Source organism: Amycolatopsis iheyensis (genome assembly GCF_024703995.1).
Classification (GTDB): domain Bacteria; phylum Actinomycetota; class Actinomycetes; order Mycobacteriales; family Pseudonocardiaceae; genus Amycolatopsis; species Amycolatopsis iheyensis.
The window spans coordinates 1-15,161 of record NZ_JAMXQV010000036.1 but is presented as its reverse complement, the minus strand read 5'-3'; the positions used below and the strand labels follow the sequence as shown (position 1 = coordinate 15,161).

Annotated in this window: 15 protein-coding genes; 7 read left to right on the top strand and 8 right to left on the bottom strand. The window is 70.6% G+C overall.

The annotated features are described in order from the left end of the window. Positions 1-279: 279 nt before the first annotated feature. From M8542_RS43975 to M8542_RS43965, 3 genes are all read right to left on the bottom strand, one after another. A complete protein-coding gene (locus tag M8542_RS43975; protein WP_257926351.1) occupies positions 280-1,044 on the bottom strand; it encodes a hypothetical protein in 765 nt (254 codons plus the stop codon). Positions 1,045-1,051: 7 nt separating this feature from the next. Next, on the bottom strand, positions 1,052-1,738 hold the full coding sequence (locus M8542_RS43970) for a papain-like cysteine protease family protein (RefSeq protein ID WP_257926350.1): 687 nt from the start codon (positions 1,736-1,738) through the stop codon (positions 1,052-1,054). A gap of 295 nt (positions 1,739-2,033) precedes the next feature. Further along, positions 2,034-2,156, bottom strand: a complete 123-nt coding sequence (locus M8542_RS43965) for an ANTAR domain-containing protein (protein ID WP_257926349.1) — start codon at positions 2,154-2,156, stop codon at positions 2,034-2,036. A gap of 283 nt (positions 2,157-2,439) precedes the next feature. On the opposite strand from M8542_RS43965, the gene M8542_RS43960 reads away from it, so the two are divergent. Both M8542_RS43960 and M8542_RS43955 read left to right on the top strand, forming a co-directional pair. Continuing rightward, positions 2,440-3,903: a sulfatase family protein gene (locus M8542_RS43960; protein ID WP_257926348.1), complete on the top strand. Its 1,464-nt coding sequence runs from the start codon at positions 2,440-2,442 to the stop codon at positions 3,901-3,903. Between the two features lie 138 nt (positions 3,904-4,041). Then, positions 4,042-4,509 carry an SRPBCC family protein gene (locus M8542_RS43955; RefSeq protein WP_257926347.1) on the top strand — a complete coding sequence of 156 codons (468 nt, stop codon included), beginning with the start codon at positions 4,042-4,044 and terminating at the stop codon, positions 4,507-4,509. 187 nt (positions 4,510-4,696) lie between these two features. Here the strand turns inward: M8542_RS43955 and M8542_RS43950 are convergent, their stop codons facing one another. Beyond that, a complete protein-coding gene (locus tag M8542_RS43950) occupies positions 4,697-5,341 on the bottom strand; it encodes an extracellular solute-binding protein (RefSeq protein WP_257926346.1) in 645 nt (214 codons plus the stop codon). 186 nt (positions 5,342-5,527) lie between these two features. Here M8542_RS43950 and M8542_RS43945 point away from each other — a divergent pair, with 186 nt between their 5' ends. Beyond that, a complete protein-coding gene (locus M8542_RS43945; RefSeq protein ID WP_257926345.1) occupies positions 5,528-6,553 on the top strand; it encodes a LacI family DNA-binding transcriptional regulator in 1,026 nt (341 codons plus the stop codon). Between the two features lie 354 nt (positions 6,554-6,907). On the opposite strand, the gene M8542_RS43940 is transcribed toward M8542_RS43945, so the two are convergent. After that, positions 6,908-7,519 carry a stage II sporulation protein M gene (locus M8542_RS43940; RefSeq protein ID WP_257926409.1) on the bottom strand — a complete coding sequence of 204 codons (612 nt, stop codon included), beginning with the start codon at positions 7,517-7,519 and terminating at the stop codon, positions 6,908-6,910. A 103-nt stretch (positions 7,520-7,622) separates the two neighbouring features. On the opposite strand from M8542_RS43940, the gene M8542_RS43935 reads away from it, so the two are divergent. The 3 genes from M8542_RS43935 (at position 7,623) to M8542_RS43925 (ending at position 9,512) form a co-directional block, all read left to right on the top strand. After that, on the top strand, positions 7,623-8,258 hold the full coding sequence (locus tag M8542_RS43935) for a TetR/AcrR family transcriptional regulator (protein ID WP_308210336.1): 636 nt from the start codon (positions 7,623-7,625) through the stop codon (positions 8,256-8,258). Positions 8,259-8,277: 19 nt separating this feature from the next. Further along, positions 8,278-8,919, top strand: a complete 642-nt coding sequence (gene phoU / locus M8542_RS43930; protein WP_257926343.1) for a phosphate signaling complex protein PhoU — start codon at positions 8,278-8,280, stop codon at positions 8,917-8,919. A 353-nt stretch (positions 8,920-9,272) separates the two neighbouring features. Next, positions 9,273-9,512: an SDR family NAD(P)-dependent oxidoreductase gene (locus M8542_RS43925; RefSeq protein WP_372508763.1), complete on the top strand. Its 240-nt coding sequence runs from the start codon at positions 9,273-9,275 to the stop codon at positions 9,510-9,512. A 7-nt stretch (positions 9,513-9,519) separates the two neighbouring features. On the opposite strand, the gene M8542_RS43920 is transcribed toward M8542_RS43925, so the two are convergent. Then, positions 9,520-11,910, bottom strand: coding sequence for a helix-turn-helix domain-containing protein (locus tag M8542_RS43920; protein ID WP_257926341.1), 2,391 nt, complete (start codon positions 11,908-11,910; stop codon positions 9,520-9,522). 277 nt (positions 11,911-12,187) lie between these two features. On the opposite strand from M8542_RS43920, the gene M8542_RS43915 reads away from it, so the two are divergent. Beyond that, a complete protein-coding gene (locus M8542_RS43915) occupies positions 12,188-13,054 on the top strand; it encodes an IniB N-terminal domain-containing protein (protein WP_257926340.1) in 867 nt (288 codons plus the stop codon). A 180-nt stretch (positions 13,055-13,234) separates the two neighbouring features. Here the strand turns inward: M8542_RS43915 and M8542_RS43910 are convergent, their stop codons facing one another. Next, on the bottom strand, positions 13,235-13,840 hold the full coding sequence (locus M8542_RS43910; protein ID WP_257926339.1) for a fasciclin domain-containing protein: 606 nt from the start codon (positions 13,838-13,840) through the stop codon (positions 13,235-13,237). A gap of 409 nt (positions 13,841-14,249) precedes the next feature. Then, the gene (locus tag M8542_RS43905; protein WP_257926338.1) at positions 14,250-14,918 is read right to left on the bottom strand and encodes a fasciclin domain-containing protein; all 669 of its coding nucleotides are present in this window, start codon (positions 14,916-14,918) and stop codon (positions 14,250-14,252) included. Positions 14,919-15,161 lie beyond the last annotated feature (243 nt).

Genomic DNA, 15,161 nt, shown 5'->3' with positions numbered 1-15,161 from the left:
CGTCGAGTTCGGGTCCGTGTTGACCCAGGCAGCGCCCAAGCGGGCCTTGGCCTCGTCCTGCTGCGCCAAGTGCATCCGCAGGACCAGCACCGTGTTCGGATCCCTCCGACGACGGGGTCTTCGGCTTGCTCTGGCCCGGGTCTCCGGCGACAGCGAGCACCCAACCCCCTCCAGGTGCCGGACGGCGCTGCTTGGCAGCGGCACCGGTCCTGCCACGTCTGCGCCACTCCCGAGGCGAGCCTTCACTCCGGCTCCCAGTCCACCTCGAACGTCGGCAGGTCACGGAGCGAACGCTCGCCGCTCGTCCCCGAGCGGACCGGGCCTCTTCGAACGACGGCGGCGCAGCCCGACGATCACCGCGATCACGGCGGCCGCCGCGGCCAGGCCGAACAGCCACCAAGGCGGGGACGACGAATGACTCGGTGGTCCAGCGAGACCCGGCTGCCGGGCCGCATACCGGTCGTGGACCTGGTGCTGGTACTCGCTCAACGGGACCAGTGCGCCCACCTGGCTCTGCGGCAAGCTGGCACGCAACAGCCGCACTCCCCTCGCACCCAGCTCGTACCAGCCGTTGATCTGGGGTTCGCTCAGCAGCACCGATCCCGGGCTCAGCCGGCGCACGAGCTGAGCCTCGTCGTCGCCGGAGAGGGCGCTGCCCACCCGCCAGCCCGAGTCCGGACGGCCGGCGAGGACCGGCCTGGCCTGGATCGTCGTGACGCGCCCGTCGTCGGTTCGCGCCACGACGGCGACATACGCGAGGATCGCGGCCGGGCCCGCCCCGCCACCGCGCACGAAGGCCGGATCGAGCGAGTACGCCGGGATCCCGTTGTCCGCCACGGTGATTCCGGCCGGTTCCGGCCGGCCAGGCCTGCGCAGGTTCGTCCGGGCGTAGCTGACCGCCTGGGGCGTGTGAGCGGCCGCGACTGCCGCCGTGAGCTCAGCGGTCGTCGGAGACACCCACGCCGGCGTCGCAGCCACCGCGCGAACGGGCGTCCCCAGCCCGAGCAACACGGCAGCCAAGACGACCCACGCAGACCTGGTCATCGCTACCTCACCGCCCAGCCGCGATGTCGACGACCGTGTCGCCCCACGTGAACTCGCTGTTCTGCAGGTAGTCGTTGTAGGACTGGGTGCGGTAGCGCTGATAGGTCGGCCACGGGTCGCCGACGTCCATCGACTGGTTGGCCGCGTCGTAGCCGTAGATCACCTCGGCGTGGCCGCCACCGGAGGTCCAGTAGATACCGGTGAGCGCCGGATTGCCCGCGTCGATCTGCTGGGTGATCGCCGAGTACGAGACCGCGCCACCGGCACTGTCCGCCGAAAAGCCCGTGCCGTGGAACCCGTTGACGATCTCGTCGATCTGCGCCGCCTCGTTCGGGCAGTAGCCCGGCATGGTGCCCTTGCCGGCCGCGCAGAAGTCCTCTTGCGACGTCGACGCGCCGTGGAACTGCTCGATGCTCGCCCCGTCGGCGGCCCAGCACCATTCGTCGTTCTGCTGGACCTGCTGGCTGTAGTCGAGGCTGACCGCGGCGGTCGCGGCCCTGCCGGCCGCGGCCAGCTTGAAGTGGCTGTTGTCCTTGAGCGGGTGAGTCAGCGTCAGACCGTTCGGGACCGGCGCCGCAGGGCCGCCCGGCGTCGCCGCCCCGGCAGTGGGGGCCAGTGCGAGCGTGGCCGCCGTGACGGCGGCACAGCAGGCGAGCGCCATTCCGAATGCTTTTCTGTCCAGTGCGATGACCATAGATTTCTCCTTGACAGCGGGGAAAGGGAGCAGCTCGATTTCTCGAGCTTTCGCCCCCACACCCTGCGTCGACGGGAAATCTCCAACAAGCTACGAACGTCGGTAAACATTCGGTAAACAGGTCGACCATCTGAAGCAGAAAACACCTGGTCATCGAGGTTTCGACAAGGGACATCGCGATCGGTGTTATAGCAGATGTTATGGCCCCGCGAAGCTGAAGCGGCTGTGCACGAGCTCTTCCCGATTCACGCTGGGAGCGTTCCCGTGGCCGCGGTCAGAAATGCCACGCAGACAGTCAGCGGCCTTCGATGTCGATGTGGCTGGCGGCGAGCGAGGTCGCGGGCTTGACGTTGAGATCTTGGGACGTGCCGCGCAGCAGGGCGAACGCCTCGCCGGCGCCGATTCCCTGGCGAGCCATCGCTTCGTAGACGGCCAGCTGTAGTGCTGCCGAACGCCTGCGACCGCGTCCTCCTAGGCTCCGCAGGCTCGCCGCGCCAGCCGACCACCGAATCGCTGACGCTGAGCCAGGCCACTGCCCGGGCGGAGACTGGCAGCCAACGACTCGCCCCGCAGACCGGCGTCCTGGTCACGACCTTCGCCGCCGGCTCACGGGCCGCGAAGACCGGATCATCGGAAAACCCTTTACCGGGTCCGAACATGACGCTGATCTCGCTCTTGCGTGGCGTGCTTAGTGTGCGGGCATGGCACCCAACGCCCGTCTCCTCCTGACTTCGGCCTTGGTCGTGGCACTGGCCTCGACGGCGACAGCCTGCAGCGTCAGCAGCCCGGCGTCTTCCCAGCCCTCCGGCGCGGCGGGCAGCAAGCCGAACGTCGTCCTGGTGCTCACCGACGACCTCTCGATGAACCTGTTGCACTACCTGCCGCACGTTCAGGAAATGGCCAAGACCGGCACCTCCTTCGCCAACTACACGGTGACCGACTCGCTGTGCTGCCCGTCGCGGTCGTCGCTGTTCACCGGCATGCTGCCGCACGACACGGGCGTGTTCACCAACGGCGGCAAGGACGGCGGCTACGCGGTGTTCCACGGCCGGGGCGACGACAAGTCGACCTACGCCACATCGTTGCAGCAGGCCGGCTACCGCACCGCCATGATGGGCAAGTACCTCAACGGGTACGACCCCAAGACCGACGCCGTGCCACCGGGCTGGAACGAATGGGACGTCGCCGGGAACGGCTACGGCGAATTCGACTACGACCTCAACGAAAACGGCACGGTCAAGCACTACGGCAAGAACCCCGAAGACTACCTCGTCGACGTCATGGCGGGCAAGGCCGCGCAGTTCGTCACCAGCTCGGCGGCCGCGCACACGCCCTTCGCGATCGAGCTCGCCACCTTCGCCCCGCACGGCCCCTACACCCCGGCTCCCCGTGACGCCGACGCCTTTCCCGGGCTCACCGCGCCACGCGGGCCCGCCTTCGACACACTGCCGTCCGCCGCGCCGCCGTGGCTCGCGTCCCGCACACCGCTGACGGACAAGGAAAAGAAGACCATCGACAAGGACTTCCGCAAACGCGCGCAAGCCGTCCAATCGGTCGACAAGATGATCGGCACCGTCCTGGACGCACTGGACAAGTCCGGCGTCCGCGGCGCCACCGACATCGTGTTCACTTCGGACAACGGCTACCACATGGGCGAATACCGCCTCACCCCCGGCAAGCAGACGGCGTTCGACACCGACGTGCACGTACCGCTGGTCGTCACCGGGCCAGGCGTCAAGGCAGGCGCGACGGTGAACCAGCCAGTGGAGAACATCGACCTGCGGCCGACTTTGGAGGCACTCGCCGGCGCCGGAACGCCCGCGGAAGTGGACGGTGAGAGCCTGGTGCCGTTCCTGACCGGGACCGCGCCGCAGGCGTGGCGGACGGTCGGCCTGGTCGAGCACCACGGCCCCGACTTCGACAAGACCGACCCGGACAAACCGGCGAAGAACAGCGGCAACCCGAGCACCTACGAAGCGATCCGCAGCGTCACCTACACCTACGTCGAGTACGCCGAGGGCACCAAGGAGTACTACGACCGTGGCACGGACCCGCAGGAACTGCACAACACCGCGGCCCAGCTGCCGCCGGACAAAGCGAAGCAGCTGCACGACACAGTGCAGGCGATGATCTCCTGTCACGGCGCGAACGCCTGCCGGCGCTGAATCCGGACTCCGGTGTCCGGTCTCGTTGCCTGATACGGTTTCGCTCGACACAGATGTCGTGGAGGCCTCCTCGTGTTCTTCTCCGGAGTCGCACCGCGTCCCGCAGAGGTCGCCGCCGCTCTCCCCGGTGACGATCTCGTGCCTCGCCCCGACGTCGTGATGGATCGCGGCTTCACCCTCTCCGCACCGCCGGAGCGGGTGTGGCCCTGGTTCGCCCAGCTCGGCAAGAACCGCGCCGGCTGGTACCTGCCCACCCGGATCGAAACCCTCCTCCCCCGGCGCCGTCGCGCCTTGCGCCGCATCGACCCGGCACTGCAGCACCTGCGCCCCGGCGACATCATCGACGACTGGGGCGGCCGCGACGCGACGTTCGAGATCGTCACCCACGACCCGCCGCACACCCTCGTGCACCGCTCCACCCGAGGTCACCTCGCGATCAGCTGGGCGATCCACCTGACCGCCGACGGTGACGGCACCCGGGTTCAGCTGCGTTTCCGCTTGGCCGGAGCCCGCCACCGCCGGCTCGTCGAGCACGGCGGCGGGCTGGTGGATCTGCTGACGGTCGCCGGACTCGCCGCCGGGCTCCGGGAACGCGTCACGACCTGATCGCGCCGCCGGGACAGCGGAGAATTCCGCATGGAGCCGCGCCCGCACCTGCGACCGGGTTCCGCGGTTCGAGGTGACAGCTGGATATCTGCATCGTGCTCCTGGTGGTGAGCGGTCATCGGGACGGCCTCAGCCGGGGGAAGGAACCACTCCCTCACCGGGTTCGTGCCGCCGTGCTCGATCCGGGTCAGGCGCCGCTGTGCACGAGCGAGGCCCAGAGATCGGGCCGGTCGGGATAGGTGTCCCTAAGGCCCAGCGAAACAGCGCGCAGCGCCTCGGCGGCACCATCCGCTCCGGTCCGGCCGGGCACCAGGCGGTAGAAAGCGCGCGCGGCGTCGGCGGCGATCCGGTCGGACAGCGGCCAGAGACTGGCGACGACGTGCCGGAAGCCGGCCAGCTGGAAGGCCGAGCCGAGGGTCACGGCCTCGTCGGCGAGCAGGTCGCCGCTGTGCGCGGCGGGGAACCGGCCCTGGAGGTCGCCGCTCACCTTGCCGGTGAGGTCCGCGAGCGCTCCGGCGGCGACCATCGTGGGCAGGAACTGGTACTCGACCAGCGCGATGTCGGGGGCGTTGCCGGCCTTCACGGCGGCTTGCAGCTTGGCGTAGTAGTCCTGCGCGGGCACATTCTCGGCCTTGACCTGGATTGCCGGGTTCTTCGCGTTCCACTTCGCGACCTCGGCGGTGTTGTCGAGGAACGTCCAGAACGTCAGCTGCGCCTTCTCCTCGGGCGCGGCCTGCTGGGTCCCACCGCCGTCGTCGCTCGCGCAGCCGGCGGCCAGCGCCAGTGCGGCCGCGCCGCTGCCGATCAGGAACCCTCGACGGCTCAGGTTCATGGCTTCTCTCCTTTGAGGACCCGGGGGAACGGCGCTCACGCTAAGAACCGCGACCGCTGCCGGTCAACGGAAACGGCTTCGAAAGTCGGGCAGTTTTTCGAAGCTCTGACCGGCCCGTGACGTGGTTGAATACGAACGCGGACGTCAGATCGAGGTTCGACTTTCGAGGAGTTTCGGAGGGTTTCGATGGACGGTCCCCGTGCGACGCTCGCCGCCGTCGCCGAGGCGGCCGGGGTGTCCGTGCCGACCGCGTCGAAGGTCCTCAATGGACGGACCGACGTCGCGGCGGAGACCCGGGCGCGCGTCGAGAAGGTCGTCGCCCGGCTCGGCTACCGCAAGCCGGCCGCGGCCCGGCGCCGGCCGCGCAAGGCCGTGACGATGCTCGATCTGGTGATCAACGAGCTGGACAGCTCGTGGGCCGTGGAGATCCTCAGCGGCACCGAAAAAGTGGCCCAGGAAGCCGGGATGAGCATCGCGCTCACCGCCGTGCACTCGAACTCGACGCTGACCCGCAAGTGGCTCGACTCCCTGGCGCTGCGCGGCTGCCGGGGCGCGATCCTCGTGCTGTCGGACCTGAGCGGCTACCAGCGGGCCGAGCTGGCGCGCCAGGAGATCCCGTTCGTCGTCGTGGACGCGGTCGGCCAGCCCGACGAGTCGGTGCCGTCGGTGGGCGCGACCAACTGGCACGGCGGGTTCGCCGCGACCCAGCACCTGATCGAGCACGGCCACCGCCGCATCGCCGTGATCGGCGGCCCGCAGCAGCTGATGTGCACCCGGGCGCGGATCGCGGGCTACCGCGCCGCCCTGGACACGGCGGGCCTCCCGCTCCACCCGCCGTACGTCCGCTACGGCGACTTCCGCCACCAGCAGGGCTACGAGCAGACGAGGGAGCTGCTGAAGCTCCCCGACCCGCCGACGGCGATCTTCGCGGGCAGCGACCTGCAGGCGCTCGGCGCGTACCAGGCAATGCACGAAAGCCGCCTGCGCGTCCCGGACGACGTCAGCATCGTCGGCTTCGACGACCTGCCGTTCGCCCCGTGGACCGCGCCCCCGCTGACGACGGTCCGCCAGCCGCTCCAGGAGATGGGCGCGCTCGCGGCCCGGATGCTGCTGTCCCTGATCCGCGGCGAGCCGCTGGGCGCGCGCCGGGCCGAGCTGGCGACGAACCTGATCGTCCGCGGCAGCACCGGCCCGGCGCACTGCGGCCATTGACAGCGAAAACCCGGTGCTGCGGGTCCCAGGCGCTGTCGTGGCCGACGCTTGCCGTGGTCGTCGTGGCTCACGCCCCAGGCCAGGCAGATCTGGTCCACGAGCAGCAGACCCTGCCCGCCGAAACCGCCGGGTTCCCGCAACCGCGGTGCGCCAGTGCCACGATCGACGACGGCCACGGTGCTCTCGCAGGGGTCGGCCAACCGACGCAACTCGACCGCACCCTCGGCGTGCTGGTGCGCATTGTCCAACAGCTCACCGGCCACCAGCAGGGTGTTCAGGCGATGCGGTTCGCTCGAGCTCGCGAGCTGGGCCTCGGCCCAGTGCCGGGCCGCCGCGTCACACCACACCGCCCGATCACGCGACCAGCGGTACGAGGAAGTAGATCTCGATCGCCTCGTACACCGCACCGATGAAGAACAACGCGAGTGCCGGGAGCCAAAGCCGGCCCATCCGGCGGAGACCGTGCACGTATCCCTGGCGACGCGTCGAGGCCTGCGCGGTCGCCGGGCGGAGCCAGGACCGGCCGAGCAGGTAGGCGCCGAACATCACCAGCGCGTAGGCCTGGAACTCGATGAGCAGCGTGAGGGAATGCGGGATGAGGGTCAGCCTCGATGTCGCGTCGACGGGGGCGAGGGTGATGCCCAGGTCGGCCGTCTTGACCGCGAAGACCACGAGGCCCGCGAACGGGACCACCAGCGACGGCAGGGTGATCAGCAGCAGCGCGGTCGGGAACACGTTGACGAGGAAGATGACCGTGCCGAACAGCCATCCGTTGCCGACGACCGCGTTGACGAGCGCTCCCTGACCGCCTCCCGCGAACGACGCGACCCGTGCGGCGTGCAGCTCCGGGAACAGCATCCCCAACGCCATACCGAGCAGCAGCACTCCGTAGACGAAGGCGTTGACGAGCAGGTACGCGCGAAGGTCGGCGCGGATGATCTGGAACGGCCTGCGCAGGCAGTCCATGGGTTTCACGTCCGTTTCCTGGGTCGGACAGCGGCGCACCGGGCACATCGACCTGGCGACTAACACACTGTGCTACTGCGGTCGGCCGCGACCGTAGCACAGCGTGCTAGTACGGTGTGTCAGAGGAGGTGCGCCGGTGAATCAGGAGACAGCTGGCGGCAGCCGGGAGCGGATCCTTCGGGCGGCCATGGCGATGTTCGGAGAGGATCCGGGGGCGCGGCTCAGCGTGCGGGCGGTCGCGGCGCGGGCCGGGGTGAGCACCGGCTCGCTCAGGTACCACTTCCCGACGCAGCGCGTCCTGCAGGACGCCGTGCTCGCCGGTGTCTACGACGTGCTCACCCCAGGCGACCGGATCCACGACCGGGCGACGCCGGCGCGGGAACGGCTGATCGACTGCCTCCGGCAAGTGCTCTCCCTCGCCGGCGTGGGAGACCAAGCGCGAGCCGCCTGGGCCGAGATCTTCAAGACCTACATCGAACCCGGCCACACCGATGAGAACCGCGCCGCGTACCTGGCCGTTCAGGGGGAGGCGCAACGCCGGGTCGAATACTGGCTGACCGTCCTCAAGAACGAAGGCGCCATCGCCGACGGCGACAACCGGCGCCGGGCCAGGTTTCTCGTGACCGTCCTCAACGGACTTTCGATCGAACGAGCCCTGCCCGCCGAAGAATCGATCCTGACCACCGAAACCGAGACACTGCACGCCGCCGTCGACTACGTCCTCAGCACTCGGCTCTGAAGCGCTAGGATGACCGGTCATGCGCGAAGGGTTCCAGGACGATCTGCACCGCCTCACCGCACGGCTCGCCGACATGTGCGACGCCGCCGCGAGCGCGATCCGCGACGCCACGACCGCCCTGATCAACGCCGACCTCGGGCTCGCCCAGCAGGTCATCGCCGCCGACGACACCCTCGACGCGCAACGCGCCCAATGCGAAGAAGACGCCTACGCGCTGCTGGCCCTGCAGGCCCCCGTCGCCGGCGACCTGCGACGCGTCCTGGCCGTCGTCTACTGCGCCGAAAAGATCGAACGCATGGGAGACCTGGCCGCGCACATCGCCGACACCGCCCGCTTCGCCCACCCCTCACCGGCCGTTCCCCCCGAGCTCGCGCCGACGTTCGAGCGCATGGGCTGCCTGGACACCGAAATTGCCGAGCGAGTCGCCACCCAGATCCGGACCGGAACCGACGGTTTCCAGGAACTCCGCCAGGCCGACGAAGCCGTCGACACCCTGCACGCCGACCTCCTCGCCGGCCTCACCGGCGAGGACTGGGGTCACGACCAGCGAGCCGCCGTGACCGCGGCCCTGACCACCCGCTTCTACGAACGCTTCGCCGACCAAGCCGTCTCGGTCGCCAAGCGCCTCGAGTTCGCCAGCACCGGAGACCTCCCGCGGTGAGTCACGCTCGACAGCCGCGTTCCTCTTTCGCCGGCACTACCTGCCCGAAACCGACCAGCGTCACCGGCTGCCTGCGCACCCACCCGGTCACCGAGGCCGTCCCCGACGATGTGGGCGCGGCTGTGGCGGTACTGCCCGGCCGAGGCAAAGGCCGGCCGGGCAATCCTTCCGGTGCGACGCTCCGCGAAACCTCAGCGATTGCGCGACCTCACCAGCGCAAACCTCACGGACGACCGGCCCGCCGAGTCCGCCGCAGCCCGGCGACGTCGTTACCGCCAGACCTCGGCTGATCCGAGGGCGGCGCCGAAGATCACCGGCGTGCAGGGTGACGACCCTTTCCACCCCGCGCCGCAATACCCGCCATGCGAGCCCAGCGCTCGGGCCGCATTCTGACCATCAGCTCCAGTGCCGGCTTCACTTCCGGAACCGGAAGAGTGCTGTACAGCGCCTCGAAGTTCGCCGTCGAAGGTCTCTCAGCGAAGCCCTGCGAGAAGAGCTCGGGTGAAACCTGCAGCGGGCGCGGCCGGTCCCCGGGTTCTTCGGCGGGCGAAGAGCTTGACCGTCACCCGCCGGTGGCTGCACCGGTGAGGTGAGTCGGTTTCAGCTCGCGTCGCCCAGCATGCCGCCCAGCAACGTCGCAAGGGTGCGGCGGTCGGAGACCCCGAGCTTGGCCCGGATGCGGGCCATGTGGTGTTCGACGGTCTTGCCGGAGATGTACAGCTGCTCGCCGATCTCCTTGTAGGTGTGCCCGACGACGAACAGCCGCCCGATGTCGCGTTCGCGCGCGGTCAAAGCCGGCGGCTCGGTGGCCGTCGGCGGCGTGGCGGACGCGGTGGCGCCGACCGGGAACTGCTTGGCCGCGCGCAGGAGCGTCACCATGGCCGCACGGTCGGTGGCCCGGACGGCGGCCTGACCGGCCAGCCTGGCCGCGTCCCACGTCAGGCCGGCGCGGCCGAGCAGCTCCGCGGCGGCCAAGACCGCCGCGACCTCGATGGACCCCTCGATGACCGCCAGCCATTGCCCACCCGCGGCGGCGAACGCCTCCGCCAAACGTCCGGAATCCGAGGCAGTGGTCAACGGGCGCAACGCCTTCCGCGCGGTGTCGCCGTCGCCGGAGACGATGGCCGCGTGGAACGCGGCCCAGTGCAGCCACACCGACCACAGCACCGGGGCGCCGAGCCGGTCGAGCAGCGCGAAGGCGCGGTCGCGGTGCATCGTCACGCGATAGCCCTCCTCGAGCCGGGCCGCGGCCACGAGCATCTCGCCCAGTGGCAGCAGGGCGAACAGGTCGATCGGTTGCCGCATCACGGCTTCGTACGCCGCTCTCCAGCGTTCCCGCACGGCCTCGGGCGTCCCGCCGCGGCGAGCCAGCCCCAGCTCCAGCCCGTGCAGGAAGAGCTCGTCACGCGGTGCGAGGCGGCTTTCCGGCCGGCGCACCGCGGCGCGGTGGGCTTCCGCGGTGGCGAGGTCGCCCCGCAGCATCGCCGTCCAGCCGAGCAGCAGCGTGTGCCGCTCTCCCCCGCCGGCCCGCTCGAGCACGCCGCGGGCGAGGTCGAACTCACCCGCGTGCAACGCGACCAGCGCCGTGAGCACGGCGGGCGAGTCCGGCAAGAGATGCCCGGTCCCGGTGGCCGCCGCCGAATCCGCCGCGCCCAGCAAGGTCGACAACGCGGTCTCGGGCCGCCCGGCCACGGACTCCCGGATGCCGCCGAGCAGCAGCGCGGCGACGTGCCCGTAGGTCCGAGCCGGCTCCCCCGGCACGTCGAGCACCTCCTCGACGGTCTCCCCGAGCGCGATCGCGGCCAGGTCCGCCAGCCGAGCCGCCCCGGGATCGGCGGACCAGCGCAGGAGCTCCGCGCCACGGGCCAGGTCACCGCGGCGGGCGATCACCGTGCCGACGACAAGCGCTCCGCGAGCCCGCGTGTGCTGCTCGTCGGCGCTCAGCAGTTCGTCGCCGAGCCGCAGCGCGGCGTCGAGCCGCCCGCTCAGCACCGCCGCGCGCGCCCAGTCCGGCGCCAGGCGGATCCGCGAGCTGCCGGCGTGCTCCGCGGCGGCGTAGAGGTCGAAAGCGAGTGCCGGATCCTCGGCGACGACCTCAGCGGCCCCCGCCTCGAACCCGGCGCGGACGAGACCGCCCGCCGCGCCGAGCCGCAGCAGCTCCCGCGCGATCGCCAGCACCGGCCGCCCGGCGGCCAGCTGAACTTCCAGCATCCGAACCAGCACGGTCAACCGGCGATCGACACCGGCGTGTTCGCGCACCGCCCGCGCCACGACCGGCGGCACCGCGCCGTCGGCGGCGAGCAGCCCGGCGGCCCGAACCCGCTCGACCACGGCGGACACCTCGTCTCGGGGCCGGTCCAGCGCGACGGCGAGCAGTTCCAGGTCACTCCGGCTGCCGGCGCCGGCCGCGACCAGGTAGGCGAGCCCCGGTTCGTCCAGGCCGTCCAGCTCGGCCCGCAGCTGGTCGATCAGCTCTTCTACGGCGTTGCCCCGCAAGCAGCGCGTCACGAGCCGCGGCACGCCGCTCGTGGCCCGCTGCACCGAGACCGCCCGCTCCCAGGTGAGCTGCCGGCCGAGCACGTCGCCGGCGAACCGGACGACGTCACCCGGGCTCCACGGCGTCAAGCGCAGGTACTGGGCCGGCGCCCCGGCCAGCATGGCGACGACCGAGCCCGCCACCCCCGGGGTGTGGGTGAGCACCAGCCTGGACGTGCTTTCGGCGAGCCTGAGCAGGGCCGCGCCGGCCTCCGGGGTGAGCGTCTCGGCGTCGTCGAGCAGCACCGCCGCACCGGCCCCGGGCGTGGTCGCGAAGAGGTCATCCCGGCCGATCACCGGGACGCCGGCCGCGTGGTACCGCCGGCTGATCGCGTTCAGGACCGTCGACTTGCCGTGCCCGTGGGCTCCGGTCAGGACCAGCCGCACCGGATCACCCGGACGGGCCTCGATCCCGGCCAGCAGTTCCCGCAGCCGGGCCGACAGCAGCTCCTCCACGACGCCTCCCGTCACGGCGACCCGGAATGGCCACCCGTAAGAGGTTCGGTCCTGGGAGCCGCTGAAGATGGGCGCGGCGGCCCTCGTTCCGAGATGAGACCCACGCCACTCGATCGGGTTACCCCCTAACGGGTCGCAGAGCCCCCTCAGGGATTCCGAAGATCACCGTTAGGCGTCACACCCGATGTCCGCCACCCGGTCAGCGCCCTAGCTTCGGTGCGGTCGGTGATCCCCGTGGTCGACGACGCAACCCGTTCCCCCAGAGGAAGCCTGATCGATGAACCCCGCGCAGTCGCTGTACGAATTCACGCTCAACCTGCTCAACGACTCCTCCGCCCGCAGCGCCTTCGGCGACGACCCGCAGGGCACGCTCGACGGCGCGGGCCTCGGCGACATCTCCGGCGCCGACCTGCACGACATCCTCCCGCTGGTGCTCGACTTCGCCCCGGTCGGCAACCTCGGCGGCGCGAACGGCCTGAACCTCGACTCGATCACCACCGGCCAGGCCGGCGCCATCGAGCAGCTCAAGGCCCTCACCCAGAACTTCGCGCTCGGCGACGCCACCTCCGAGAACAACGTCCTCGGCGCGGTCAGCGGGATGACCGCGCTCACCCAGAACATCACCGACCCGTTCTCCGCCGCGGGCGACCTCACCAGCAGCATCGACCACATCGGCGGCGGCCAGGCCGACCCGGTCACCACCGTCACCGGCGCCGTCGGCGACGTCACCGGGCACGTCGCGGGCGGCGACGTCACCGGTGCCCTCGACGGCGGCAACCTCACCTCCGGCATCGAGAACCTCTCCGGCGTCACCTCGGCCGTCGATGGCGCGCAGGGCGTCGGCTCCACGATCGGCGACCTCACCGGCAACCTCGGCGCGAACACCGGTCTCGAGCACACCGTCGGCGACATCACCGCCCACGGCGTCGGCGACGTCACCAACCACCTCGGCGACATCAGCCACAACGGCACCCTCGGCGATGTCACCAACCACGTCGGCGACATCGCCTCCCACGCCGGCAGCGTCTCCGACGTCCACGACGTCGTCGGCAACATCGGCGAGGGCGCGCTCAGCGGGAACATCGGCGCCGACCTGAGCCACCTGACCATCGGCTCCGGCAACGACGTCCACCTGCCCCACTAGGGCCTCGCGGTGGGTGCGGGGTCCCCGCCCGCACCCACCGCTCTCGGTGCTGAAGCTCTTCGAGCTGTCGGCAGGTAAGCGGCGGCCGCCGCGGTTCCCGGTGATCGGGAGACCGCGGCGGCCGTTCTGCGTTCCGGGCCCAACCGCAAGGGAACGGTGTTCGCGGCCCGGAAGTCGGTGTCATCCGGCGGGCTCGCGGGCCAGGACCTTGTCGATCACGAAGACCGTGGCGTTCTTCGTGGGGATGTTGCCGCACAGGATCTTGGCGCCGCCGATGGTCATGTTCTCGCCCGAGCCCTCGATCTTCACCGGGCCACCGGCGGTGTCGAGCGAGGCAACGGAACCAGCGGTGGCGAGGCCCTTGGCGTCGTAGCGCGCGCCGACGACGTGATGCATGAGGATCGGGACCAGCTCGGCGCCGCTCCACGCCGAGAAAGCGGGATCGGCGGGAGCGAACACCGTCATGGCCGGACTGCTGTTGAGCGTGTCGACCAGGCCGACGGCTTTCACCGCGGCCGACAACCTGGTGAGCAGCGGGTTCGCCGACGTGGCCGAGGCGACCGGCTGCGAGCCCATCGACGCCAGCGGCAACCGCGGACAAGCCGAGCCGAACACGTCGGCGTCGGTGGTCACCCCATCAGGGGTTCCGCTGGTGCCGGCGCCCGGAACCGGCGCCATCGAGACGGCCGCACCGGCCGAGGAAGCGGCAACGCCGCTGCCGCACGCGGTCAACGTGAACGCGGCGGCCACCGCCAGACCCGTACCGGCAAGGCGAACTTTCGTCACGAAGCACTCCTGAGTGAACGGGCAACAACGTCCACTGTGGATTCGCAACGTCGGTCGACTGGGATGGCCCGGATCGCGCCGACCACCCGATCGGGCGACTGGTGAATCCAATCCGTTCGAAGCGTCAGCTCGAACGGCGAGATGGGGTTTTCCCCTGAGTCCGTGAGCGAGCCGCTGCGCGCCCAGGGGCCGATCGCCGCCACGGCCCTGGAGTGATCCGGCGGTGGCGACGACCGGCGGACGCCGCCGCTTCGGCGTCCCCGGCGGCGGATCTCCTGCTACCCGCCGCCAGACTGCGCTCGCTGTCCCGGCTCGGACAGCGAAGGACGGCTGCCCCGGGCTCCAGGAGGTAAGTGGAGCCCGGGGCAGCCGTCCGATGCCGGCCGCCCGTCGGCGGCCAAGCCGGTTGTCAGTTCTTGTTGGTGCCGGGGGTCAGCACCTTGTCGATCACGAAGACCGTGGCGTTCTTCGTGGGGATGTTGCCGCACAGGATCTTCGCGCCGTTGACGGTCATGTTCTCGCCCGAGCCCTCGATCTTCAGCGGCCCACCCGCGGTGTTCAGCGAGTCGACGGTGCCGGCGGCGGCGAGACCCTTGGCGTCGTAACGCTTGCCGACGACGTGGTACTGCAGGATCGGCGCCAGCTGGTCCGGCTTGCCCGCCAGCTCCTTGAACTTCGCGTCACCCAAAGCCTCGAACGCCGGGTCGGCCGGCGCGAACACCGTGATGGCCGGCTGGCTGTTGAGCGTGTCGACCAGGTTGGTGGCCTTCACCGCCGCGACCAGCTTGGTCAGCAGCGGGTTCGTCGACGCGGCCGAGGCGACCGGCTGCGGGCCCATCGAGTCGAGAGAGCCGGGCGCGGAGCCCTGCGGCAGCTGGCTGCACGCGGGCCCGAAGACGTCGGCGTTGGTGGTCATGCCGTCCGAAGCGGCGGCGCTGGAGGACGGTGCGGCGGCCGACGACGAGGGCGCCGGGGCGCTGCTGGAGGCGGACGAACCGGAGTCGCTGCTGCCGCACGCGGTGAGGGTGAGCGCGGCGGCCGCGGTCAGACCGATTCCGGCAATACGAAGGTTACGCACGAGAATTCACTCCAATTGATTACGCGGCTGAGGCTGCCGAGTCGGCGAGAACCTCTTGTTGCCGGTGATTCGGGGCCCGGCGGGAACCGGATTGGTCGATCGGAAAGAAAATTTCTAGGCTGCGGTGAACGTGACGTTGTGCCACCCTGTCGCGCCGTCGGGCACCGTGCCCGCACGCTGGTCGGTCTGGGTGTAGCCGGACTTGTCGGTGGCCCGGCAGAACACCTGGTGCACCCCGGCCGG